This is a genomic window from Mesorhizobium sp. 113-3-9 (assembly GCF_016756515.1).
Classification (GTDB): domain Bacteria; phylum Pseudomonadota; class Alphaproteobacteria; order Rhizobiales; family Rhizobiaceae; genus Mesorhizobium.
This window is the reverse complement of sequence record NZ_AP023246.1, coordinates 2,013,291-2,033,920: the sequence shown is the minus strand read 5'-3', so window position 1 is coordinate 2,033,920 and position 20,630 is coordinate 2,013,291. Positions and strand designations below refer to the sequence as shown.

The 20,630-nt window shown below is 63.7% G+C and carries 21 protein-coding genes; 18 read left to right on the top strand and 3 right to left on the bottom strand.

Annotated features, from left to right (window positions below; genetic code table 11):
* Positions 1-38 precede the first annotated feature (38 nt).
* From MesoLj_RS09845 to MesoLj_RS09825, 5 genes are all read left to right on the top strand, one after another.
* Positions 39-1,037 carry an aldo/keto reductase gene (locus MesoLj_RS09845; protein ID WP_202325873.1) on the top strand — a complete coding sequence of 333 codons (999 nt, stop codon included), beginning with the start codon at positions 39-41 and terminating at the stop codon, positions 1,035-1,037.
* 329 nt (positions 1,038-1,366) lie between these two features.
* The gene (locus MesoLj_RS09840; protein ID WP_056577892.1) at positions 1,367-2,362 is read left to right on the top strand and encodes an ABC transporter substrate-binding protein; all 996 of its coding nucleotides are present in this window, start codon (positions 1,367-1,369) and stop codon (positions 2,360-2,362) included.
* A 167-nt stretch (positions 2,363-2,529) separates the two neighbouring features.
* Complete coding sequence (locus MesoLj_RS09835; RefSeq protein WP_140772128.1) at positions 2,530-4,083, top strand: sugar ABC transporter ATP-binding protein; 1,554 nt, start codon at positions 2,530-2,532, stop codon at positions 4,081-4,083.
* Positions 4,080-5,048, top strand: a complete 969-nt coding sequence (locus tag MesoLj_RS09830) for an ABC transporter permease (RefSeq protein WP_056577896.1) — start codon at positions 4,080-4,082, stop codon at positions 5,046-5,048. Before MesoLj_RS09835 ends, MesoLj_RS09830 begins: the two co-directional genes overlap by 4 nt.
* Positions 5,049-5,171: 123 nt before the next feature.
* Positions 5,172-6,191: a zinc-binding alcohol dehydrogenase family protein gene (locus MesoLj_RS09825; RefSeq protein ID WP_202325872.1), complete on the top strand. Its 1,020-nt coding sequence runs from the start codon at positions 5,172-5,174 to the stop codon at positions 6,189-6,191.
* Between the two features lie 284 nt (positions 6,192-6,475).
* Here the strand turns inward: MesoLj_RS09825 and phnF are convergent, their stop codons facing one another.
* Positions 6,476-7,225: a phosphonate metabolism transcriptional regulator PhnF gene (phnF, locus tag MesoLj_RS09820; RefSeq protein WP_140772131.1), complete on the bottom strand. Its 750-nt coding sequence runs from the start codon at positions 7,223-7,225 to the stop codon at positions 6,476-6,478.
* Between the two features lie 121 nt (positions 7,226-7,346).
* Here phnF and phnG point away from each other — a divergent pair, with 121 nt between their 5' ends.
* The 13 genes from phnG to phnE (MesoLj_RS09755) all read left to right on the top strand — a co-directional run bounded on the left by phnG (position 7,347) and on the right by phnE (MesoLj_RS09755) (position 18,310).
* Positions 7,347-7,808, top strand: coding sequence for a phosphonate C-P lyase system protein PhnG (phnG, locus tag MesoLj_RS09815; RefSeq protein WP_140772133.1), 462 nt, complete (start codon positions 7,347-7,349; stop codon positions 7,806-7,808).
* Positions 7,808-8,419: a phosphonate C-P lyase system protein PhnH gene (phnH, locus tag MesoLj_RS09810; protein WP_202325871.1), complete on the top strand. Its 612-nt coding sequence runs from the start codon at positions 7,808-7,810 to the stop codon at positions 8,417-8,419. Before phnG ends, phnH begins: the two co-directional genes overlap by 1 nt.
* A 1-nt stretch (position 8,420) precedes the next feature.
* Complete coding sequence (locus tag MesoLj_RS09805; protein ID WP_202325870.1) at positions 8,421-9,533, top strand: carbon-phosphorus lyase complex subunit PhnI; 1,113 nt, start codon at positions 8,421-8,423, stop codon at positions 9,531-9,533.
* Positions 9,530-9,949 (top strand): FosX/FosE/FosI family fosfomycin resistance hydrolase, encoded by a 420-nt coding sequence (gene fosX, locus MesoLj_RS09800; RefSeq protein ID WP_210346666.1) that lies wholly within the window; start codon positions 9,530-9,532, stop codon positions 9,947-9,949. The genes MesoLj_RS09805 and fosX overlap by 4 nt, the downstream gene beginning before the upstream one ends.
* On the top strand, positions 9,946-10,845 hold the full coding sequence (locus MesoLj_RS09795) for an alpha-D-ribose 1-methylphosphonate 5-phosphate C-P-lyase PhnJ (RefSeq protein ID WP_202325869.1): 900 nt from the start codon (positions 9,946-9,948) through the stop codon (positions 10,843-10,845). Before fosX ends, MesoLj_RS09795 begins: the two co-directional genes overlap by 4 nt.
* On the top strand, positions 10,842-11,618 hold the full coding sequence (gene phnK / locus MesoLj_RS09790) for a phosphonate C-P lyase system protein PhnK (RefSeq protein WP_140772143.1): 777 nt from the start codon (positions 10,842-10,844) through the stop codon (positions 11,616-11,618). Before MesoLj_RS09795 ends, phnK begins: the two co-directional genes overlap by 4 nt.
* 69 nt (positions 11,619-11,687) lie before the next feature.
* Positions 11,688-12,395 carry a phosphonate C-P lyase system protein PhnL gene (phnL, locus tag MesoLj_RS09785; RefSeq protein WP_140772145.1) on the top strand — a complete coding sequence of 236 codons (708 nt, stop codon included), beginning with the start codon at positions 11,688-11,690 and terminating at the stop codon, positions 12,393-12,395.
* Positions 12,392-13,009 (top strand): DapH/DapD/GlmU-related protein, encoded by a 618-nt coding sequence (locus MesoLj_RS09780; protein ID WP_202325868.1) that lies wholly within the window; start codon positions 12,392-12,394, stop codon positions 13,007-13,009. The genes phnL and MesoLj_RS09780 overlap by 4 nt, the downstream gene beginning before the upstream one ends.
* Positions 13,010-13,115: 106 nt before the next feature.
* Positions 13,116-13,826, top strand: coding sequence for a DUF1868 domain-containing protein (locus tag MesoLj_RS09775; protein ID WP_202325867.1), 711 nt, complete (start codon positions 13,116-13,118; stop codon positions 13,824-13,826).
* 130 nt (positions 13,827-13,956) lie between these two features.
* Positions 13,957-14,814: a phosphonate ABC transporter ATP-binding protein gene (phnC, locus tag MesoLj_RS09770; RefSeq protein ID WP_140772151.1), complete on the top strand. Its 858-nt coding sequence runs from the start codon at positions 13,957-13,959 to the stop codon at positions 14,812-14,814.
* A 102-nt stretch (positions 14,815-14,916) separates the two neighbouring features.
* Positions 14,917-15,825 carry a phosphonate ABC transporter substrate-binding protein gene (gene phnD / locus MesoLj_RS09765; protein WP_140772153.1) on the top strand — a complete coding sequence of 303 codons (909 nt, stop codon included), beginning with the start codon at positions 14,917-14,919 and terminating at the stop codon, positions 15,823-15,825.
* A gap of 56 nt (positions 15,826-15,881) precedes the next feature.
* The gene (gene phnE, locus MesoLj_RS09760; RefSeq protein ID WP_202325866.1) at positions 15,882-16,838 is read left to right on the top strand and encodes a phosphonate ABC transporter, permease protein PhnE; all 957 of its coding nucleotides are present in this window, start codon (positions 15,882-15,884) and stop codon (positions 16,836-16,838) included.
* A gap of 95 nt (positions 16,839-16,933) precedes the next feature.
* Complete coding sequence (gene phnE, locus MesoLj_RS09755; protein WP_202325865.1) at positions 16,934-18,310, top strand: phosphonate ABC transporter, permease protein PhnE; 1,377 nt, start codon at positions 16,934-16,936, stop codon at positions 18,308-18,310.
* Positions 18,311-18,398: 88 nt separating this feature from the next.
* Here the strand turns inward: phnE (MesoLj_RS09755) and MesoLj_RS09750 are convergent, their stop codons facing one another.
* Both MesoLj_RS09750 and MesoLj_RS09745 read right to left on the bottom strand, forming a co-directional pair.
* The gene (locus tag MesoLj_RS09750; protein WP_202325864.1) at positions 18,399-19,250 is read right to left on the bottom strand and encodes a sugar phosphate isomerase/epimerase family protein; all 852 of its coding nucleotides are present in this window, start codon (positions 19,248-19,250) and stop codon (positions 18,399-18,401) included.
* 170 nt (positions 19,251-19,420) lie between these two features.
* Entirely contained in the window at positions 19,421-20,608 is a 1,188-nt protein-coding gene (locus MesoLj_RS09745) for a Gfo/Idh/MocA family protein (RefSeq protein ID WP_202325863.1), read from the bottom strand.
* Positions 20,609-20,630 lie beyond the last annotated feature (22 nt).

Genomic DNA, 20,630 nt, shown 5'->3' with positions numbered 1-20,630 from the left:
GCCGGGCGGGACAGCGGCCGGCAACGGGGAGGGTTTGCATGGAAAAACGCCGCATCGGCCAGACGGCGCTCGACGTCACAGAGGTCAGCTTCGGCGGCGCCGCGATCGGCGGCCTCTACCGCGCCTGCTCACGCGAGGCGGCGATGGAGACGCTGCAAGGCGCCTGGGAGGCCGGCCTGCGCTATTTCGACACCGCACCCTTCTATGGTTTCGGCCTGTCGGAGCGACGCTTCGGCGATTTCCTGCGCTACAAGCCGCGCGATTCCTACGTGCTGTCCACCAAGGTCGGACGCCTGTTTCGCCCGGTGCCTGAAGACCAGGTGCCCGATCACTCCTATGTCGATCCACTGCCGTTCGCGCTCGACTACGACTATTCCTATGACGGCATCATGCGGTCGGTCGACTTCAGCTACGCACGGCTTGGCCTGAACAAGATCGATATCCTGTATGTGCACGACATCGGCGTCTACACGCATGGCGTAGAGAAGACAAAACTGCACTTTCGCCAGCTGATGGACGGCGGGCTCAAGGCGCTCGAGGACCTGAAGCGGGCCGGTACGATTTCCGCTTATGGGCTCGGCGTCAACGAAGTCCAGATCTGCCTTGACGTGATGCGCCGGGCGCCGCTCGACTGCATCCTGCTCGCGAGCCGCTATTCCCTGCTCGACCGCAGCGCGGAAGCCGAATTGCTGCCGCTGTGCCTGAAGCAACAGACGTCGCTGGTGATCGGCGGCGTTTTCAACTCCGGCATATTGGCGACCGGACCGGTGCAGGGCGCGCATTTCGATTACCAGCCCGCGAGCCGCGATGTGCTCGACCGGGTCGATGCCATGGAGAAGATCGCCGGCGAAGGCGGTTATCCGCTGGCGGCCGCCGCCTTCCAGTTTCCCTTGCACGAGCCGACGGTCGCCACCGTGCTGACCGGGACCGCAAAACTTGCGAACCTGACCCGCAACCTCGAACTGCTCGACATCGACGTGCCGCAGACGGAATATCAGAAATATCGTCCCTACACGGTGGTACAGGGTCTGGCGTGACGCCGGCATCCATCGGCCTTGATGGGAGGGGCTCGACTTCACAAATCCGCGACCCCGAAGAAAGAATGAATGTTCCATATTGACTAACACATGGAATTAATATTCCATGTGTTAGTGGAACGGAACGGGAGCGTTGGCCGCGTCCAGGGAGGAGCGGCATGAGTCTGTGCCTGCCATGGGAGGTCGGGTGCGAAACACCGCTTGCATCGTCCAGATCGATGCACTATCAAAACAGCGTAAATGTTTTTTATTGATAAAGTTCTGTTTGGGCCGCGCCTATCCGAACGGAGCTTCCGTAACGTTCACCGGGCGACTTAGGGAGGAATCCTATGAAATTCGTGACCAGCATTCTCAACCGCCGTGCCGTGATGGCGATGGCAGCCGCTTCGATGCTCGCCGGCGTCATGCATTCGGCGCCGGTTTCGGCGGCGGACGTGACCATTCCGATCATCGTCAAGGACACCACGTCCTTCTACTGGCAGATCGTGCTCGCCGGTGCCCGCAAGGCCGGCAAGGATCTCGGCGTCAACGTGCCGGAACTCGGCGCCCAGGCTGAAACCGACGTCAACGGCCAGATCTCCATCCTCGAGAACGCCGTCGCCGGCAACCCGGCCGCAGTCGTCATCGCGCCGACCGAAGCCAAGGCGCTCGGCAAGCCGATCGACGAGGCCGCAAGCAAGGTCAAGGTCATCGGCATCGACTCCAGCGCCGACTCCAAGGCCTTCACCTCGTTCCTGACCACCGACAACGTCCAGGGCGGCCGCGTCGCCGCGGACGGTCTTGCGGCGGCCATCGGCGCGGCCAATGGCGGCAAAGTCGAAGGCAAGGTTGCCCTGATCACCGCACTGCCCGGCGCCGGCTCGCTCGAGCAGCGCGCCCAGGGCTTCAAGGAACAGCTCAAGGCCAAGTATCCCGGCCTCGAACTGGTCGCCGACAAATATGCCGACGGTCAGGCCACCACCGGCCTCAACATCGCGACCGACCTGATCACCGCCAATCCCGACCTGAAGGGCATCTTCGCCTCCAACCTGATCATGGCGCAGGGCGTCGGCCAGGCGATCGCCGAGAACAAGCTTGCCGGCAAGGTCGGATTGATCGGCTTCGACAGCGACGAGAAGCTGATCAAGTTCCTGAATGACGGTGTCATTTCCGGCCTCGTCGTCCAGGATCCCTACCGGATGGGCTATGACGGCATCAAGACCGCGCTCGCAGCTTCCAAGGGCGAGAAGGTCGAGGCCAATGTCGACACCGGCGCCAACCTCGTCACCAAGGCCAACATGAAGGATCCCAAGATCGACGCGCTGCTCAACCCGAAGCTCAACTGAGCCTCGGCGCAGCCGCACGGTTTCCGGGGCCTCGTGCCCCGGAAACAACAGCCATATCGCTTGGAAATCCGCCAGCCTGGGCTAGGCTGCTCCGGCGGGCGTTTTAAGAGCCTTGCCGCGCACCGGATTGTGAGACCAATCTGGGAGGCCAATCTGGGAGGATTGTCATGACATCGACGGCGCAAGACCTGCATCCTGCCCCCGTGCTGGAGCCCGGCAGGACGATCCTCGAACTGCGCGGCCTGGAGAAGAAATATCCCGGCACCCACGCGCTGAAGCCGGTGACGCTGGCCTTCAAGGCAGGCGAAATCCACGCCATCGTCGGCGAGAACGGCGCCGGCAAATCCACACTGATCAAGCTCCTGACCGGCGTCATGCCGCGCACCTCCGGCGAGGTCGTCTGGGAAGGCAAGCCAGCGGCGCTGGCGACCCCGCATGAAGCGATGGCGCTCGGCATCAACGCCGTGCACCAGGAAGTCGTGCTCTGCCGGCATTTGACGGTCGCCGCCAACATGTTCCTCGGCGAGGAGAATTCGCGCTTCGGCATCCTGCAGCAGCGCGCCATGGTCAAGGAAGCGCAGAAGATCATCGACGATCTCGGCTTCGACCTGCCGGCGCATGTCGTGCTCGGCGACCTCACCATCGGCCAGCAGCAGTTGATCGCCGCCGCCCGCGCCACCGTGCGCGGCACCAAATTCCTGATCTTCGATGAGCCGACCGCCTACCTCACCCGCAAGGAGGCTGACCAGCTCTTCACCCTGATCCGCCGGCTGAAGTCCGAAGGCGTGACCATCATCTACATCAGCCACCGCATGGAGGAAGTGTTCGAGCTGGCCGATCGCGTCTCCGTGCTGCGTGACGGCACGCTGGTCGGCACCAGGAACATCAGTGAGACCAACGACGCCGAACTGGTCAAGCTGATGATCAACCGCTCGATCGAGCAGGTCTATCACAAGGAACATTTCACCCCCGGCGCCGCGATCGTCGAGGCCAGGAACCTGTCGGGCAAGGGCTTCGAAAATGTCTCGATGACGGTCCGCGCCGGCGAGATCGTCGGGCTCTACGGGCTGATCGGCGCCGGACGCAGCGAGTTCGTCACCACGCTCTACGGGCGCCACCGCAAATCGGCCGGCGAGATTTTGTGGGAAGGCAAGCCGGTTCAGATCAACTCCGAGCATGACGCCATCAAGCTCGGCATGGCGCTGGCGCCGGAAAGCCGCCGCGACCAGGGCCTTTGCCTCAACCTGCCGGTCGGCCTCAATCTCAACCTGCCGATCTACAAGCGCATCTCCAACAACCTGCTGATCTCCGGCGCGCAGGAAAAGACCCAGGCCGACCGCCAGATCGCCGATCTGCGCATCAAGACGCCGACACGCAATGCGCTGGCCTCCAGCCTGTCGGGCGGCAACCAGCAGAAGATCGTCATCGGCAAATGGCTGGCGCATGGCGCCAAGCTGTTCATCTTCGACGAGCCGACGGTCGGCGTCGATGTCGGCACCAAGGCCGAGATCTACCGCCTGTTCGGAGCGCTCCTGTCGAAGGGCGCCGGCATCATCCTGATCTCGTCCTATCTGCCGGAAGTCTATGAGTTGGCAGACACGCTGCATGTGTTCCGCCGCGGCAAACTGGTGGCGACACATGGGTTCCGCACCGCCGATCACGAGGAAATTCTCACACAGGCGCTCGCCGAGAAACAAGAAAAGCTGGGAGGAAAGATATGAGCACCGAGGCGATTCCTGCCGAAAAACCCAAGCGCAACTACAACGCCCTGTTCGGGCTGACGCTGCTGGCGCTGCTGGTGCTGCTCTGGGTCATCCTGTCGCTGTCGACATCGAGCTTCGCCTCGGCCAACAACATCTCGAACCTTCTGCGTCAGGGTTCGATGATCGCCATCCTGGCGGTCGGCCAGACCTTCGTCATCATAACCGGCGGTATCGATCTGTCCGTCGGTGCCGTGGTCGGTTTTGCCACCGTCATCGCCGCGATGCTGATCAATGCCGGCATACCGGTTTTCCTCGCCATCCTGATCACGCTGCTGGTCGGCGTCGCCATCGGCCTGTTCCACGGCTTCGGCATCGTCAAGATGGGCCTGCCGCCCTTCATCATCACGCTGGCGACGCTGACCTCGCTGCGCGGCATCGGCCTTTTGATGACCAACGGCAATTCGATCTCCATCAACAACGATGCCTTCCAGGAATTCTCGCGCAACTCCTTCCTCGGCGTCCCCAATTTGTTCTGGATGGTGATCCTGGTCGGCATTCCAGCCTACATCTTCCTGCATCACAGCCGCTGGGGTCGCTATCTTTTCTCGGTCGGCTCCAACGCCGAGGCCTCGCGCCTGTCCGGCGTTAACGTCCAGCGCACCATCTACATGGCCTATACGCTGTCGGGCCTCTGCGCGGCCTTTGTCGGCGTGCTCTTGGCCTCGCGCATCGGCATCGGCAACCCGACCCAGGCCGAAGGCTGGGAGTTGCAGGCGATCGCGTCCTCGGTGATCGGCGGCACCTCGCTGTTCGGCGCGGTCGGCTCGGTGCACGGCCCGCTGCTCGGCGCCTTCATTCTCGCTACCATCAACAACGGCGCCAACCTGCTCAACGTCAACGCCTTCTGGCAGCGCATCATCACCGGCGCGCTGATCATCGTCATCGTCTATTTCGACGGTCTGCGCCGCCGCGGCGGTAAATAGCAACAAACCGAAAGCGATCGCCGGCCTGTCTGAAGCATTCCAGGAAAGTGTGAAACGGTTTTCCGCGCGGAATTGCGTCAATCGTTTCAGGCCGGCGATTTCATTGGAGACTGGATTGAAAACATGAAAGCCGTCGTCTGCCGCTCGCCCGGCGAACTCGTCCTGGAAGACCGTCCCCAGCCTGGCGCGCCGCCTGCCGGCTGGGCGCTGGTCGCGGTCAGCCATGTCGGCATCTGCGGCACCGACTACCACATCTTCGAGGGCAAGCACCCCTTCCTCGCCTACCCCCGCATCATGGGCCATGAGGTGTCGGGAACCATCGTCGAGACCGGCGAGGGCGTCTACCTTGCCATTGGCGAACCGGTCGTCATCAACCCCTATCTCTCCTGCGGCAAGTGCATCGCCTGCAGGCACGGCAAGCCGAATTGCTGTGTCAGGATCGAGGTGCTCGGCGTCCACCGCGACGGCGCCATGTGCGAACGCATTCTTGTCCCGGCGCAGAATCTCTATCCGGCCGATGGCCTGTCGCTGGCCGACGCCGCCGCCGTCGAATTCCTGGCCATCGGCGCGCATGCCGTGCGGCGCGCCCGCGCCGATCCCGGTGCCCGCACGCTGGTTATTGGCGCCGGCCCGATCGGGCTCGGCACCGCCATCTTCGCCCGCATCGCCGAGCTTGATGTGACCCTGCTCGACATGAGCAGCGAAAGGCTCGCCTTCGCCGCAACCGAACTCGGCTTCAAGACCCTCGATGGCTCGCGCGGCGCGGTGCCCGATCTGGTCAGGGAAGCGACATCAGGCGAAGGCTTCGACATGGTCTTCGACGCCACCGGCAACACCCAATCAGTGCAGTCGGCCTTCGCCCATGTCGCCCACGGCGGCACGCTGGTGCTGGTCAGCGTCGTCAAGGACGACATCGTCTTTTCCGACCCTGAATTTCACAAGCGTGAAATGACGCTGATCGGCAGCCGCAACGCTTTGCGCGCCGACTTCGATCATGTCGCTGCCTCGATCCGCAACGGTGCCGTGCCATTGGCCAAGCTCGTCACACACCGCACCACACTAGACGGCACGCCGCGCGACCTCGCCCGCTGGGCGCATGAGAAATCCGGCCTGATCAAGGCTGTGATCGAGGTGGTGTCGTAATACGGCAAGTGGTGAACTCGGCCCGAATTGAGGGCGCGCAGCACAGTCGACCCCCACTCCGTCTCGGCTCCGCCGAGCCACCTCTCCCCCGATCGACGGGGTAGAGGAAGGGCACTGACCTATTGCAGCCACCGCTCCTCCAGCGATGCTCCCTTCCTTTCCCCTCCGGAGGGGGGAAAGGTGGCGCTGCGAAGCAGCGACGGATTGGGGGAAGCCGAAACGAGCAGCCGCCGACAGTTAGGCACGACCGGGCTGGTCACGGTCTCGTAAAAGGCCGGCATTCCCTACAGCGCCGACAGCTTCAACTCCACCCTCTCGGCCGGAAACCGCGATTCCGAAAACTGGATCGGCTGGCCATCCGGCGTGACGTTGACGGCCACAGTGACCAGAACGATAGCGCCCGGCTGCAGGTCCAGGTCGGCAAGATCGGCGGCATCGGCATGGCGCGCCGACAGCACGGTCGATTGCCGGAGATAATCGTCTATCCCGAAACGAGCCAGAGAGGCCGTGACAGACCCGGTCTCGGCCATCGCCTTGTCGATCCCGGTGAAGCGTCTGGCATCGAACCAGCCGGCAGCACGCGACACAGGCCGTCCGTCGGCTTCACCGCGTGTCTCGAGCCTGATCACCTCGGCACCCCTGGCCAACCCAAGGCCCTCGGCGACACGCTGACTTGCGGGCTCGATCGATGAAGCGAGCAACACGATATGCCGTTCCGATGTCTGCCCTTGCAGGCCTGTTGAAAAGCGTGTCCGCGCGCCGATCGGATAGGACAGCCGTTTGCGCGACAAGACGAAGGTGCCGCGCCCCTGCTCGGCCCGCAGCACCCCTTCCTGCACGAGCGCCGATATGGCGCTGCGCACCGTGTGACGGTTGACGCCATAGCGCTCGGCGAGCGCCACCTCCGGCGGCAGCGCGGCATTCTCGGCGAAATCCCCGATGGCGATCGCCTGCAGGATCCTGTCGGCGATCTGGCGCCACAGCGAGACGCCGCTGCGCCGTTCGATACTGTCGGCTTCCTGTCGTCCGGTCATGAATTTGCCCCCGCCTTCCATCGGCTGTCATCCACGCGTCATGGACTCGCGTTAGGTAATATGTATAATTTGTATAGTTGTCTATATCAATAGACAAATTTGGCAAAGAGGAATTCTGCTGATGCGAGGACAGGAAGCCCGCGACCAGGCCGAACGCAAGGCCGCCATGGCGACTTTGGCGCAGTCGAGCGGCGACGACATCGTCCGGCTCTGGAACGAGGCTGGCCTGCCTTCGCAAGCCGAACTGCTGCGTGGTCCCGAGACCGGGCTGGTGACGCTGCGCGGTCGTATCGGCGGCGGCGGCGCGCCATTCAATGTCGGCGAGGCGACCGTCACCCGCGCCACCGTCCGGTTGCCGTCCGGTCAGGTCGGCCATTGCTACGCGCTTGGTCGCGACAAGCAGAAGGCAAAGCTGGCGGCAATAGCCGACGCGCTGTGGCAGGACCCTGCCAGCCGCGCCGAAGTCGAGACCAGGCTGATCGCGCCTCTGAGGTCGGCGCTTGCCGCCGCCAACGAAAAACGCCGCGCGGAGACGGCGGCAACGAAGGTGGATTTCTTCACCATGGTTCGCGGAGAAGACTGATGGATATCGCAGCACAATCGATCGAGGGCGGCTTCGCCGATCCGGTCTTCAATGCCCAGACCGTGTTCCGCGCAATCATGGACGCGATGGCGCGGCCAGGCAGTGTGCAGCCTTTGCCTGCCCTGGCCCGTCCGCCAGCACCGCTCTCGGCAACGTCAGGCGCGGTGGCGCTGGCGCTGTGCGACAACGACACGCCGCTCTGGCTCGACCCGGCCCTGCACACCTCCTCCGCGATCGGCTCCTGGCTTGGTTTCCACACCGGCGCGCCGCTGGCCAACACGCCGGCCGACGCGCATTTCGCGTTTGTCGCAACACCGGCCGAGATGATGGCGCTCGACGGTTTTGCGCAAGGCACGCAGGATTATCCCGACAGATCGACCACGCTGATCCTCCAGGTCAGCGACCTCGTGTCAGGTGCGCCGCTCTTGCTTGAAGGCCCCGGCATCGAAACCAGCGCCGTGATCGCGCCGGCGCAGATGCCGCGTCATTTCATCGAGCAGTGGAAGCAGAACAACAAGCGCTTTCCGCGCGGTGTCGACGTCATCCTCGCCACATCGCAAGGCATAGCCTGCCTTCCGCGCACGACACGTATCAAGACGATGGAGGCGTAAGATGTATGTCGCGGTAAAAGGCGGCGAGGCCGCAATCGCCAATGCCCACAGCCTTCTCGCCGACCGCCGGCGCGGCGACCGTTCGGTGCCCGCGCTGCGCCTCGACCAGATCGTCGAGCAGTTGTCGCTCGGCGTCGATCGGGTGATGAGCGAAGGCTCGCTCTATGATCGTGAACTGGCGGCACTCGCCATCGTCCAGGCGCGCGGCGACATGATCGAGGCGATCTTCCTGGTGCGCGCCTATCGCACCACGCTGCCGCGTTTCGGCTATTCCAGACCGATCGACACCGGCGCCATGCGGGTCGAACGGCGTGTGTCGGCAACCTACAAGGACTTGCCCGGCGGCCAGTTGCTTGGCCCGACCTTCGACTACACCCACCGGCTGCTCGATCCCGAGCTTGCCGCCGGCGCCGATGTCGCCGAACCGTTGCAGCGCGAGACTGAAGCGCAGGCCATGCCGCGCGTCTCGGCGATCCTCGCCCGCGAGGGCCTGATCGAACCGGATGGCGAGATGCCGCAGGATCATGTCCCCGGCGACATCACCCGCGAGCCGCTGGAATTCCCGATGGCGCGCGACATCCGCCTGCAGGCGCTGTCGCGCGGTGACGAAGGTTTCCTGCTGGCGCTCGGCTATTCCACCCAGCGCGGCTACGCCCGCAACCATCCCTTCGTCGGCGAAATCCGCATCGGCGAGGTCGAGCTGGAACTCGACATTCCGGAACTGCCTTTCGCCGCCCCGCTCGGCACGGTGCGGGTCACCGAATGCCAGATGGTCAATCAGTTCAAGGGATCGGCCAAGGCACCGCCGCAATTCACCCGCGGCTACGGCCTCGTCTTCGGCCAGAGCGAGCGCAAGGCGATGGCCATGGCGCTCTGCGACCGGGCTCTGCGCGCCTCCGAACTCGGCGAGGACATAGTCGCCGCCGCCCAGGACGAGGAGTTCGTCATCTCGCATTCCGACAACGTCCAGGCGACCGGCTTCGTCGAGCATCTGAAGCTGCCGCATTATGTCGACTTCCAGGCCGAACTCGACCTCGTGCGCCGCATGCGCGCCGAGTATGAGGCCCGGGAGAACCCCGCCAAGGCTGAAGAAAAGCGGGAGGCAGCGGAATGATCGAAGGCCTGTCCCACATGACCTTCATCGTCAGGGATCTCGACCGGATGACCGAGATCCTGACCGGAGTTTTCGAAGCGCGCGAAGTCTATGCCAGCGATGCCGAACAGTTCTCGCTGTCGCGCGAAAAATTCTTCCTGATCGGCGACATCTGGATCGCCATCATGCAAGGCGAGGCGCTGCCGGAGCGCAGCTACAACCACATCGCCTTCAAGATCGATGACACCGATTTCGACCACTACGCCGAGCGTGTCGCCAAGCTCGGCCTCGACATGCGTCCGCCGCGTCCGCGCGTCGAGGGTGAAGGCCGCTCGATCTATTTCTACGACGACGACAATCACATGTTCGAACTGCACACCGGCACGCTTGCGGACCGCCTGGAGCGCTATGCCAAGGGATTGGAGGCAGCATCATGACCGACATCGCCACCTACAACTTTGCCTATCTCGACGAGCAGACCAAAAGGATGATCCGCCGGGCGATCCTCAAGGGTATCGCCATTCCGGGCTATCAGGTGCCGTTCGCCTCGCGCGAAATGCCGATGCCCTATGGCTGGGGCACCGGCGGCGTCCAGGTCACTGCCTCGATCATCGGCCCAGATGACGTGCTGAAGGTCATCGACCAGGGCGCCGACGACACCACCAATGCGGTGTCGATCCGCGCCTTCTTCAAGAAGGTCGCCAATGTCGCGGTGACCACCGATACCGCCAGCGCCACCATCATCCAGACCCGCCACCGCATCCCCGAGCATCCGCTGACCGCGGGCCAGGTGCTGGTCTACCAGGTGCCGATCCCTGAGCCGCTGCGCTTCCTCGAACCGCGCGAAACGGAAACGCGAAAAATGCATGCGCTGGAGGAATACGGCCTCATGCATGTGAAGCTTTACGAGGACATCGCCAAGCATGGCCGCATCGCCACCACCTATGCCTATCCGGTGAAGGTCGAAGGCCGCTATGTGATGGACCCCTCGCCGACGCCGAAATTCGACAATCCCAAGATGCACCGCTCGCCTGCCCTGCAGCTGTTCGGCGCCGGCCGCGAAAAGCGCATCTACGCGGTGCCGCCCTTCACCGAGGTCGTCAGCCTCGACTTCGAGGATCACCCCTTCGAGGTGCAGACCTTCGACCAGCCCTGCGCACTGTGCGCCGCCGAGAATGTCTATCTCGACGAAGTCATCCTCGATGACCATGGCGGCCACATGTTCGTCTGCTCCGACACCGACCACTGCGAGAAGCGGCGAGCCGACGGCCATCGCGGCCACCGTGCCCCCGATGCCCATCATGCCTCGGAAAAAATGGAGCCGGCACAATGACCGACGAACCGTTGCTGCGCGTCTCGGCGCTCTCCAAATTCTACGGTTCGCGCGTCGGCTGCGACAACGTCTCCTTCGACCTGTGGCCCGGTGAAGTCCTGGCTGTCGTCGGCGAATCCGGCTCCGGCAAGACGACGCTGCTCAACTGCCTGTCGACGCGGCTGCTGCCGTCCTCCGGCACCGCCAGCTACCGCATGCGTGACGGCCAGTTCCGTGAGCTCTACCGCATGAGCGAGGCCGAACGCCGCTTCCTGATGCGCACCGACTGGGGCTTCGTCCACCAGAACCCGGCCGATGGCCTGCGCATGACGGTATCGGCCGGCGCCAATGTCGGCGAACGGCTGATGGCGGTCGGCGACCGCCACTACGGCAAGATCCGCGCCACGGCCGTCGATTGGCTGTCGCGCGTCGAGATCGAGCAGGACCGCATCGACGACGAGCCCCGCGCCTTTTCCGGCGGCATGCGCCAGCGCCTGCAGATCGCCCGCAACCTCGTCACCGGGCCACGGCTGGTGTTCATGGATGAGCCGACCGGCGGCCTCGACGTCTCGGTGCAGGCGCGCCTGCTTGATCTGCTGCGCGGACTGGTCAACGATCTTGGCCTGGCGGCCATCGTCGTCACCCACGACCTTGCCGTCGCACGTCTTCTGTCGCAGCGCATGATGGTGATGAAGGACGGCCGCGTCGTCGAAAGCGGACTCACCGACCGCGTCCTCGACGATCCCCGCGCCCCTTACACGCAGCTTCTCGTTTCCTCGATTTTGCAGGTGTAGCCGCATGATCCCGAAAAGTGGAAGCCGGCTTTCGGACCGGATCATGCGGCAAGACAAAGGACACTGATCATGCCAACCCCGCTCGTTGTTTCCGACGTCGCCAAGAGCTTCACCATGCACCTGCGCGACGGCATCAAGCTGCCGGTCGTCGCTGGTGTCTCGTTCTCGATCAAGGCTGGCGAATGCACGGTGCTCGGCGGCCCGTCCGGTGCCGGCAAGAGCTCGATCCTGAAGATGCTCTACGGCAACTATGCCGTCGATGAAGGCCAGATCATCGTCAGGCACGACGACGGGCTGATCGATCTCGCCAATGCCAGCCCGCGCACCGTGCTTGCCGTGCGCCGGCAAACGATCGGCTATGTCAGCCAGTTCCTGCGCACCGTGCCGCGCGTTTCGGCGCTCGATGTCGTCGCGGAGCCGCTGGTCGAACGCGGCGAGGAGCGCGAGGCGGCCAGAGGCAAGGCGCGCGCACTCCTGGCGAAGCTCAACCTGCCGGAAAAACTCTGGGCGCTGCCGCCGGCGACCTTCTCCGGCGGTGAGCAGCAGCGCGTCAACATCGCGCGCGGCTTCATCACCGAACACCCGATCCTGCTGCTCGACGAGCCGACCGCCTCGCTCGACGCCACCAACCGCGACGTGGTGATCGAACTCATCGCCGCCAAGAAGGCGGCGGATGTCGCCCTGCTCGGCATCTTCCACGATCACGATGTGCGCGAGGCGGTTGCCGACCGCATCATCGACGTCACCGCCTTTGCTCCGGGAAAACTCGCCGCATGACCAGGAAATTGTCGGAGACGCCGCTGGTCCACCCGACGGCGGAGGTACACAACTCGACGCTTGGCCGCTGGACCGAGATCGCCGACCGCAGCAGGGTCTCGGAAAGCGAACTCGGCGACTATTCCTACATGATGCAGGACTGCGCCGTCTGGTGCGCGACGATCGGCAAGTTCGCCAACATCGCCGCAAGCGTGCGCCTCAACGCCACCAACCACCCGACCTGGCGGCCGACGCTGCACCATTTCACCTACCGCGCGTCGGACTATTGGGACGATGCCGAGCATGAGAGCCAGTTCTTCGCCCAACGCCGCGCCAAGCGCGTCAGCATCGGCCACGACACCTGGCTCGGCCACGGTTCGACCGTCCTGCCCGGCGTTACTGTCGGCGATGGCGCCGCGGTCGGCGCGGGAGCCGTCGTGTCGAAGGATGTCGCGCCCTACACCATCGTCGCCGGCGTGCCGGCAAAGCCGATCCGCGAGCGCTTCGACCGCCGCACCGCTGAACGATACCAGGCGCTTGCCTGGTGGGACTGGGACCATGCCAGGCTGCGCGCGTCACTTGACGATTTTCGCGAACTTTCGGCCGAGGCGTTCCTGGAGAAATACCAGGGGTAAGGCAGTTCCAGCAAAGATGGCTCCCTCGCATCATCGTCATCGGGGAGCCTGTTCACATCCTTGACACAGGACTCGGACAGGACGCCATCTCCCCAAGGAGATCGCCATGCCCGACACCGTCAGACCCTCGCTCGCCGGATTCTTTGCCGGCTCCAATCCGGCCTCGCCAGCGCATCTCGGCACCCGCTACGACACGTCGGGCAATTTTCTGACCGAGCCAGGCAACACCGTCGTCAGCCACCTGGTCGGAGGTTCGCCATCCGAGGCTGTGGTGCTTGGCGTGCGTGAGAAGATGCTGGCGATGCCTGACGCCGACCGGCTCGCCTTCACGCCTGTCTCCAGCCTGCACATGACCCTATTCCAGGGCATCATCGAATATCGCCGCCGCCTGCCCTACTGGCCGCAGGACGTGCCGCTCGACACCGGCATCGATGCGATGACTCGCCTTTATCTGGAACGCCTGAAGGGTTTCGAGGGGCTCGGCCCCTTCAACATCAAGGTGGTCGAGGTCGTGCCGACCGGCCTCACCGTTGCCGGCGCGACGGACGAGGATGTGCGGGTCATGCGTAAGTGGCGCGATGCACTGGCGGTTCCGTTCGGCTACCGGCATCCCGATCACGACACCTACGTCTTCCACATCACCTTCGCCTACCAGATCCAGCGTCTCGCCGACGACAGGGCCGCGGCCTGGCAGGCGCTGTTCGACGATTGCCTGGCGCTTTTCGCAAGGCAGGCTCCGACAATCGAGATCAAGGCGCCCGCCTTCTGCGCTTTCCGCGACATGAAGCATTTCGAGGAATTGCTGGTGCTCGGCTGATCTCCGGCAAGGCGCCAGCCGCCAAGCCTGTGGAGCGTAACAAAACTGACATGCTGGCGACACGGCAGGTTCATGTGGCTGCGTTAGGCGAATGCCTGACGATCAATATGGACCGGACTGGAACCAGCCCATGTCAGCAAGCTCTGCCACGCTCGAAATCCGCGGTGTCAGCCGACGATTTGGCAAGAACACCGCCGTCAGCGACGTCACCATCTCGATCCCGCAGGGTCAGATGGTCGGCGTCATCGGCCGTTCGGGCGCCGGCAAATCGACCCTTCTTCGCATGATCAACCGTCTCGTCGACCCCAGCCAGGGGTCGATTTTTTTTGACGGCGCCGAGGTCTCCCAGTTGCGCGGCTCACCGCTGCGGCGCTGGCAGCGCGACTGCGCCATGATCTTCCAGCAGTTCAACCTGGTGCCGCGCCTCGACGTGTTGACCAATGTGCTGCTCGGCAAGTTGAACCATCGTTCGACCCTGTCCAACCTTCTCGGTATGTTTTCACGCGCCGAATGCGCCGAGGCAGTCGCCGCCCTGGAGCGGCTCGACATCGCCCGTACCGCTCTGCAGCCAGCCGGCACGCTGTCAGGTGGACAGCAGCAGCGCGTCGCCATCGCCCGCGCCATGATGCAGCAGCCAAAGGTTATCCTCGCCGACGAGCCGATCGCCTCGCTCGACCCGCTCAACGCCAAGGTGGTGATGGATTCCCTGCAGGACATCAACCTGCGCGAAGGCATCACCGTCGTCACCAATCTGCATACGCTCGATACAGCGCGTGCCTATTGCAACCGCATCATCGGCATGGCCGCCGGCAAGGTCGTCTTCGACGGCCCGCCCGAAGAGCTGAACCGAGAGGCCGTGCGCCTCGTCTATGGCGCCGACAGCAATGGCGCAGAGATATCGGAGGCCATCACCTCCACCAGCGTTGCCTTCAAGCAAAAGATCGCAGCATCCGCCGGACCGCTCGAACCCGCATTCCCGGGTTACTGAGTTCAAGAAAGAGCGGCCTGGATCGTCCGCCCGCGTCAAGGGCATTTGTCAAGATCAAGAACGTTGCCGGCGCGGGGCCGGAACTTACAGGAGAGACATCAAATGTTCAGGAAGATGGTTTTCGGCGCCGTTTCGGTGCTCGCCATGGCGACCAGCATGGCCCACGCCGCCGATCTGAAGGAATTCCGCGTCGGCATCCTCGGCGGTGAAAACGAAACCGACCGGCTGCGCAACTACCAGTGCCTGGCCGACCATCTGAAGGCCGAATTCGGCTTCGAGAAGGTCTCGCTGTTCCCCGCCGCCGACTACGACGGCGTCATCCAGGGCCTGCTCGGTGGCACGCTCGACTTCGCCGAACTCGGCGCCTCCGGCTATGCCAGCGTCTACATCAAGGATCCGAAGGCGGTCACCCCGATCCTCACCACCCAGCAGACCGACGGCGCGACCGGCTATTATTCGATCGGCCTGGCGCTCAAGTCTTCCGGCATCACCGACATCAAGTCGGCCAAGGGCAAGAAGCTCGGCTATGCCGATCCGGATTCGACCTCCGGCTACCTGATCCCGCTGACCCAGATTCCGAAGGACACCGGCGCCTCCAACGAGACCTATTTCGCCTCGACCCAGTTCAACGGCGGCCATGAGAACAACATCCTGGCCGTGCGCGACGGCAAGGTCGATGTCGCTGTCGACGATTCCTCGGGCATCGGCGACTTCAAGAACGGCTTCACCTCCGGCACCTTCCACAAGGTCGTCGCCAAGGGCGCTGTCGACCCGAACGACTTCGTCGAAGTCTGGCGCTCGGGCCTGATCCCGAACGGCCCGCTGGTCGTGCGCACCGCGCTCGGCGACGAGATGACCGCCAAGCTCGCCGCCTTCTTCACCGAACTGCCGAAGAAGGACAAGGCTTGCTTCGAAGGCGTCGAAGGTGGCGATTTCACCGGCTACGTTCCGGTGAAGCCGGATTTCTACAACGTCATCGTCGAAGCCCGTAAGGCAGCCATCGGCGGCTAACGGCGAAATCAAGAAGGGCGGTGTTCAAAAACACCGCCCTTTTTGCATCTCCGATCATGACCCTTTCCGTGACAGCCCCCTCCGGCGCCCCTCATCCGATGGCCGATGCCTGGCGACGCCAGACGTCGCTGCGCAGGCTCTATACCGTGCTCGGCGTTGGCCTGCTGCTCGCCGCGATGTTCGCCAGCATGTGGTTCGCCGACGAAGCCAATGCCGGACACTTCTTCGATCGGCTGCCGCATATCCTGGATTTCTTGAGCTGGCTGGTCCCCAAGGACTGGAACGACGTCTGGCGGGCAATGTTCGACATTGCCTCGCCGCATGATACCGGCACCCAGGAATACAATTTCCCGCTCGGCCGCATCTATGTCTGGGGCGGGTTCTACATTCCCGAATATTTCGAGCTGATGCTGACCACGGTGAACGTGGCGCTGGTCTCCACCTTCATCGGCTTCATCTTCGCCGTGCCCTTTTCCTTCATCGCGGCCCGCAACCTGACGCCCCATCCGGCGCTGCGGCTGATCGTCAAGCGTTTCATGGAGCTGCTGCGCGCCTTCCCCGAGATCGTCATTGCCGGCCTGTTCGCGGCAATTGTCTCCATCGGTCCGATCGCCGCCATCATCGCCATCGGCCTGCATTCGATCGGCGCGCTCGGCAAGCTGTTCTACGAGATCAACGAGAACATCGACATGCGTGCCGAGGAAGGCCTTCGCGCGGTCGGCGCCAACTGGTTCGAGCGGGTGCGCTTTGCCGGCCTGCCGCAGGTGCTGCCCAATTTCACGTCCTACACGCTGCTGCGCGTCGAGATCAATGTCCGCGCCTCGACCATCATCGGCGCCGTCGGCGGCGGCGGCATCGGCGAGGAGTTGAAGCTCTCCATCTCGCGCGGCTTCGGCGCCAAGACACTGGCGCTGGTGCTGCTCTTGTTCACGACCATCTTCATCATCGACCAGTTTTCCGCCTGGCTGCGCCGCAAGCTGGTCGGCGAGCAAGCCTTTCTGATGGGGGCTTAGGCCATGACACCGAACCGAAGGACCGCGTTAGCGAAAAGTGGCATCCGGTTTTCTCGGACAAGCGGGAACCGTTTTGTCCAAGAGGTCATGGCCAAATGGAAAGACAAACGACCATGACCGCCGAGGAAATGCTGTCGATCGAGGAGCGCTATCCGCAAGTGTTCCGGCGGCCGCTGCACAAGCGCTTCGCCCCGCTCTTCCTGTTTGTCGGCATCCTGACTTACCTCATCTATGTCCTGTGGTTCTTCAACCTGCCGCAAGTGCTGCGGGAATCGCACTGGGAGCGTCTGCCGCTCTTCCTGACACAATGGATCAGCTACGATTTGCAGCCGGAATTCCGTCTCGACCAGCCGGAGATCACGCCAAAATACCCGCGCTTTTCGGCCCTTGGCGAGAACCCGAACCCCGACTGGGTAATCAAAAATCCGGACGGCACATTCACCGTGCTGATCGACGGCCCGGCAAAATCCGTCACCTTCGACAAGGCACAGGCGACAATCACGGCCAACGGCGAGACCGTGCCTGTTGCGCTGACCAGCGGCAAGCCGGTGATATCAGGTCCGGTGCCGGACTGGATCACCGCCCATGACGACGAGGTGGTCGCCAAGATGGGCTTCGTCGGCGAGGTGCGCGTCACCGTCGACCGCGTCAAGGTGCGCAAGCGCTTCCTCGGCTGGGCGAATTTCGTCTTCGACACACGCTCGCCCTTCTTCGGCAAATCGGCGGGCGAAGTGCTCTCGCTGATCGTGTCGGGGCCTGAGCTGAAGCCGGGCACGTCGAACCTGGCGCTGGCCGGCGACAACATCTGGAACAACGCCCAGTGGCAACACGGCGACGTCTGGACGAAGCTTTTGCAAACCATCGTCATGGCGTTTCTGGGCACCCTGCTCGGCGGCATCGTCGCCTTCCCGCTTGCCTTCTTCGCCGCCCGCAACATCACGCCGAGCGGCGTGCTCAGCCAGGTCCTCAAGCGCTTCTTCGACTTCATGCGCTCGGTCGACATGCTGATCTGGGCCTTGTTCTTCACCCGCGCCTTCGGCCCCGGCCCGCTCGCCGGCAGTGCCGCGATCTTCTTCACCGAGATCGGCACGCTCGGCAAAACCTATTCCGAGGCGCTGGAAAACATCGACGACAAGCCGCGCGAAGGTGTGCTGTCGACTGGTGCCAACGGTCTCCTGGTGCAGCGCTACGGTGTGATGCCGGAAGTCATTCCGGTCTTCATCAGCCAGACCCTCTACCAGTGGGAATCCAACACCAGGGGCGCCACCATCATCGGCGCCGTCGGCGCCGGCGGCATCGGCCTGAAATTGTGGGAAGCGATGCGCACCAACTCCAACTGGGCCAACGTCTTCTACATGGTGCTGCTGATCCTGCTCGTCGTCTTCATCTTCGACAACATATCCAACTTCCTGCGCCGCCGGCTGAGCCGGACGATCCACGACTACAACCGGATCCAGGCCGAGCAGGGTTAGGTCGTCCTGTGGTGCACGATTAGGAGAGGTCGGCGGGACAGCGCCCCCCTCTGTCCCGCCGGCGCTCGTCAGACGGCGTCCCGACGCCCTAAGCGGCCTTCTTCCACCCGTTCTTGATATGCTTGTAGCCCTCGCGATAAACCGCTTCCGGCGTTTCCGAGAAATCGCGCCACACCTTGGTCGCCGCCGCCAAATCCTTCAGCGAGCGCCCAAACGCCTCGATCGTCAGCCAGTCGTCATAGCCGCTCTTGCGGATCGCGGCGAACGTCTCTTTCCACGGAATATTGCCGCGCCCCGGCACGCCGCGATCGTTTTCCGATATGTGGATGTGCACGACATTCCTGCGATGTTTCGTATAGGCGCCGATCGGGTCGGCCTCCTCGATATTGGCATGAAAAGTGTCGTACATCGCCTTGATGTGCGGCCGGTCGATGGCATCGATGTGCTCCGACAGATCAGCCATCGTGTTGAGAAGATAGCATTCGAAGCGGTTCAGCGCCTCCAGCCCGATGGTGACGTTGCGCTTGCCGGCGTGGTCGCCAATGGCGCGCTGCGAGGCGACGGAACGGTTCTTCTCGGCGGCCGTCGGCCCGGAGCCGGAAAACGCGCCGAGCGTCGAATGCAGCGGTCCGCTGAGCGTCCTTGCGCCAAGCGCGTCGGCGCAATCGACAGCCCATTTCATGTACTCGACACCGACCTTGCGGGTCGCGGCATCGGCCGAGATCAGGTTCATTGAGGGATCGCCCATCGCCGATACCGCGGTCCGTTCCAAGCCGATGCGGTCGAGCAGTTCGCCGAGCTTCCTGTAGTCGTCGGGCATGCCGGCAAAGATCGGAATCTCGACACCGTCGAAACCGGTGGCCTTGATGTCTCGAAGCAGTGGCTCGTGCTTCTTCGACACCGCGGTCGTCCACAAGAACATGCACATGCCGATTTTCATCGACGCCCCTCCCCTTTTTGGCCCTACCGGGGTGTTGAACTTCAGGTCAGGCCGAGCCGAAAATGGGGGTTTCCGGGAACCGGAGCGGAGCGTACTTTTCGCACGCGGGCACCGGAAGCGCAGGAAACTGTCATTTGCAGGCCGGCCTCACCTGAAGATCGGCATCCCGGTCAGAGCTTGGTCCACGCTCCATTCTTCTTCGACGACTTCACGCAGGCCTCGATGAAGGCCATGCCTTCGACGCCGTCCTGGATGGTCGGGAAGACGACATCCTTTGCCGGCTTGCCACCCTTGCGGCGCGCCGCGCGAATGGCCCGTGCCGCCTCCTGATATATATTGGCGAAACCTTCGAGATAGCCCTCGGGATGACCTGATGGAACGCGGCTGACACGACCCGCGACCGGCAGCGCACCGGCGCCGTTGCGCGTGATCAACTGCTTCGGCTGGCCGAACGGCGTGTACCAGAGATAGTTCGGATCGGCCTGCACCCATTCCAGCCCGCCCTTCGAACCATAGATACGCAGCTTCAGCCCGTTTTCGTGTCCGGGCGCCACCTGGCTCGCCCAGATCATGCCCTTGGCGGGATGCGTCTTGCCGGCGGGCTTGAAGCGCAGCATGACGTTGACATTGTCGTCGAGCAGCCGCCCCGGCACGAAGGCATCGAGATCGGCCGACAGCGAATCGAGCTCCAGCCCGGAGACGAAGCGGGCGAGATTGTAGGCATGGGTGCCAATATCGCCCAGCGCGCCACCGGCGCCCGCCTGCTTGGGATCGCCGCGCCATGAGGCCTGCTTCTGGCCGGTGGCGGCGAGATCCTCGGTAAGCCAGTCCTGCGGATATTCCGATTGCACGATGCGGATGTCGCCGAGCACACCCTTGGCCACCATTTCGCGTGCCTGCCGCACCATCGGATAGGCGGTATAATTGTGGGTCAGCACGAACACCTTGCCGGTCTTCTCGACGACCGCGGCGAGCTTCTTCGCCTCGGCCAGCGTCGTCGCCAGCGGCTTGTCGCAGATCACGTGGATGCCGGCCTCGAGGAAGGCCTTGGCTGCCGGCACATGCACATTGTTGGGCGTGACGATGGCCACCGCCTCGATGCCGTCGGGACGCTTCGCCTCGGCCTTGGCCATCTCGGCGTAGGACGCGTAGCTGCGGTCCGGATCGAGGCCGAGTTCGGCGGCCGAAGCCCTGGCACGCGCCGGGTCGGACGACAGCGCGCCGGCAACCAGCACGAAATCATTGTCCATGCGCGCCGCGATGCGGTGCACCGCGCCGATGAAGGCGCCTTGCCCGCCGCCGACCATGCCGTAGCGGATCGGGCCGCCTCCCGTTTCCGACTTCGATGCGCCGACCATGTCTCTCTCCCTCGTGCTATTT

Excerpts from the sequence above, each read along its gene's own strand:
- phnL (WP_140772145.1), top strand. The coding sequence starts at position 11,688 with ATGCCAACCCCGCTCGTTGTTTCCGACGTCGCCAAGAGCTTCACCATG.
- MesoLj_RS09830 (WP_056577896.1), top strand. The coding sequence starts at position 4,080 with ATGAGCACCGAGGCGATTCCTGCCGAAAAACCCAAGCGCAACTACAAC.
- MesoLj_RS09845 (WP_202325873.1), top strand. The coding sequence starts at position 39 with ATGGAAAAACGCCGCATCGGCCAGACGGCGCTCGACGTCACAGAGGTC.
- MesoLj_RS09780 (WP_202325868.1), top strand. The coding sequence starts at position 12,392 with ATGACCAGGAAATTGTCGGAGACGCCGCTGGTCCACCCGACGGCGGAG.
- phnE (WP_202325865.1), top strand. The coding sequence starts at position 16,934 with ATGGAAAGACAAACGACCATGACCGCCGAGGAAATGCTGTCGATCGAG.
- MesoLj_RS09825 (WP_202325872.1), top strand. The coding sequence starts at position 5,172 with ATGAAAGCCGTCGTCTGCCGCTCGCCCGGCGAACTCGTCCTGGAAGAC.
- MesoLj_RS09840 (WP_056577892.1), top strand. The coding sequence starts at position 1,367 with ATGAAATTCGTGACCAGCATTCTCAACCGCCGTGCCGTGATGGCGATG.
- MesoLj_RS09775 (WP_202325867.1), top strand. The coding sequence starts at position 13,116 with ATGCCCGACACCGTCAGACCCTCGCTCGCCGGATTCTTTGCCGGCTCC.
- phnG (WP_140772133.1), top strand. The coding sequence starts at position 7,347 with ATGCGAGGACAGGAAGCCCGCGACCAGGCCGAACGCAAGGCCGCCATG.
- phnD (WP_140772153.1), top strand. The coding sequence starts at position 14,917 with ATGTTCAGGAAGATGGTTTTCGGCGCCGTTTCGGTGCTCGCCATGGCG.
- MesoLj_RS09750 (WP_202325864.1), bottom strand. The coding sequence starts at position 19,250 with ATGAAAATCGGCATGTGCATGTTCTTGTGGACGACCGCGGTGTCGAAG.
- fosX (WP_210346666.1), top strand. The coding sequence starts at position 9,530 with ATGATCGAAGGCCTGTCCCACATGACCTTCATCGTCAGGGATCTCGAC.
- MesoLj_RS09745 (WP_202325863.1), bottom strand. The coding sequence starts at position 20,608 with ATGGTCGGCGCATCGAAGTCGGAAACGGGAGGCGGCCCGATCCGCTAC.
- phnH (WP_202325871.1), top strand. The coding sequence starts at position 7,808 with ATGGATATCGCAGCACAATCGATCGAGGGCGGCTTCGCCGATCCGGTC.
- phnF (WP_140772131.1), bottom strand. The coding sequence starts at position 7,225 with ATGACCGGACGACAGGAAGCCGACAGTATCGAACGGCGCAGCGGCGTC.
- MesoLj_RS09835 (WP_140772128.1), top strand. The coding sequence starts at position 2,530 with ATGACATCGACGGCGCAAGACCTGCATCCTGCCCCCGTGCTGGAGCCC.
- phnC (WP_140772151.1), top strand. The coding sequence starts at position 13,957 with ATGTCAGCAAGCTCTGCCACGCTCGAAATCCGCGGTGTCAGCCGACGA.
- phnE (WP_202325866.1), top strand. The coding sequence starts at position 15,882 with ATGACCCTTTCCGTGACAGCCCCCTCCGGCGCCCCTCATCCGATGGCC.
- MesoLj_RS09795 (WP_202325869.1), top strand. The coding sequence starts at position 9,946 with ATGACCGACATCGCCACCTACAACTTTGCCTATCTCGACGAGCAGACC.
- phnK (WP_140772143.1), top strand. The coding sequence starts at position 10,842 with ATGACCGACGAACCGTTGCTGCGCGTCTCGGCGCTCTCCAAATTCTAC.
- MesoLj_RS09805 (WP_202325870.1), top strand. The coding sequence starts at position 8,421 with ATGTATGTCGCGGTAAAAGGCGGCGAGGCCGCAATCGCCAATGCCCAC.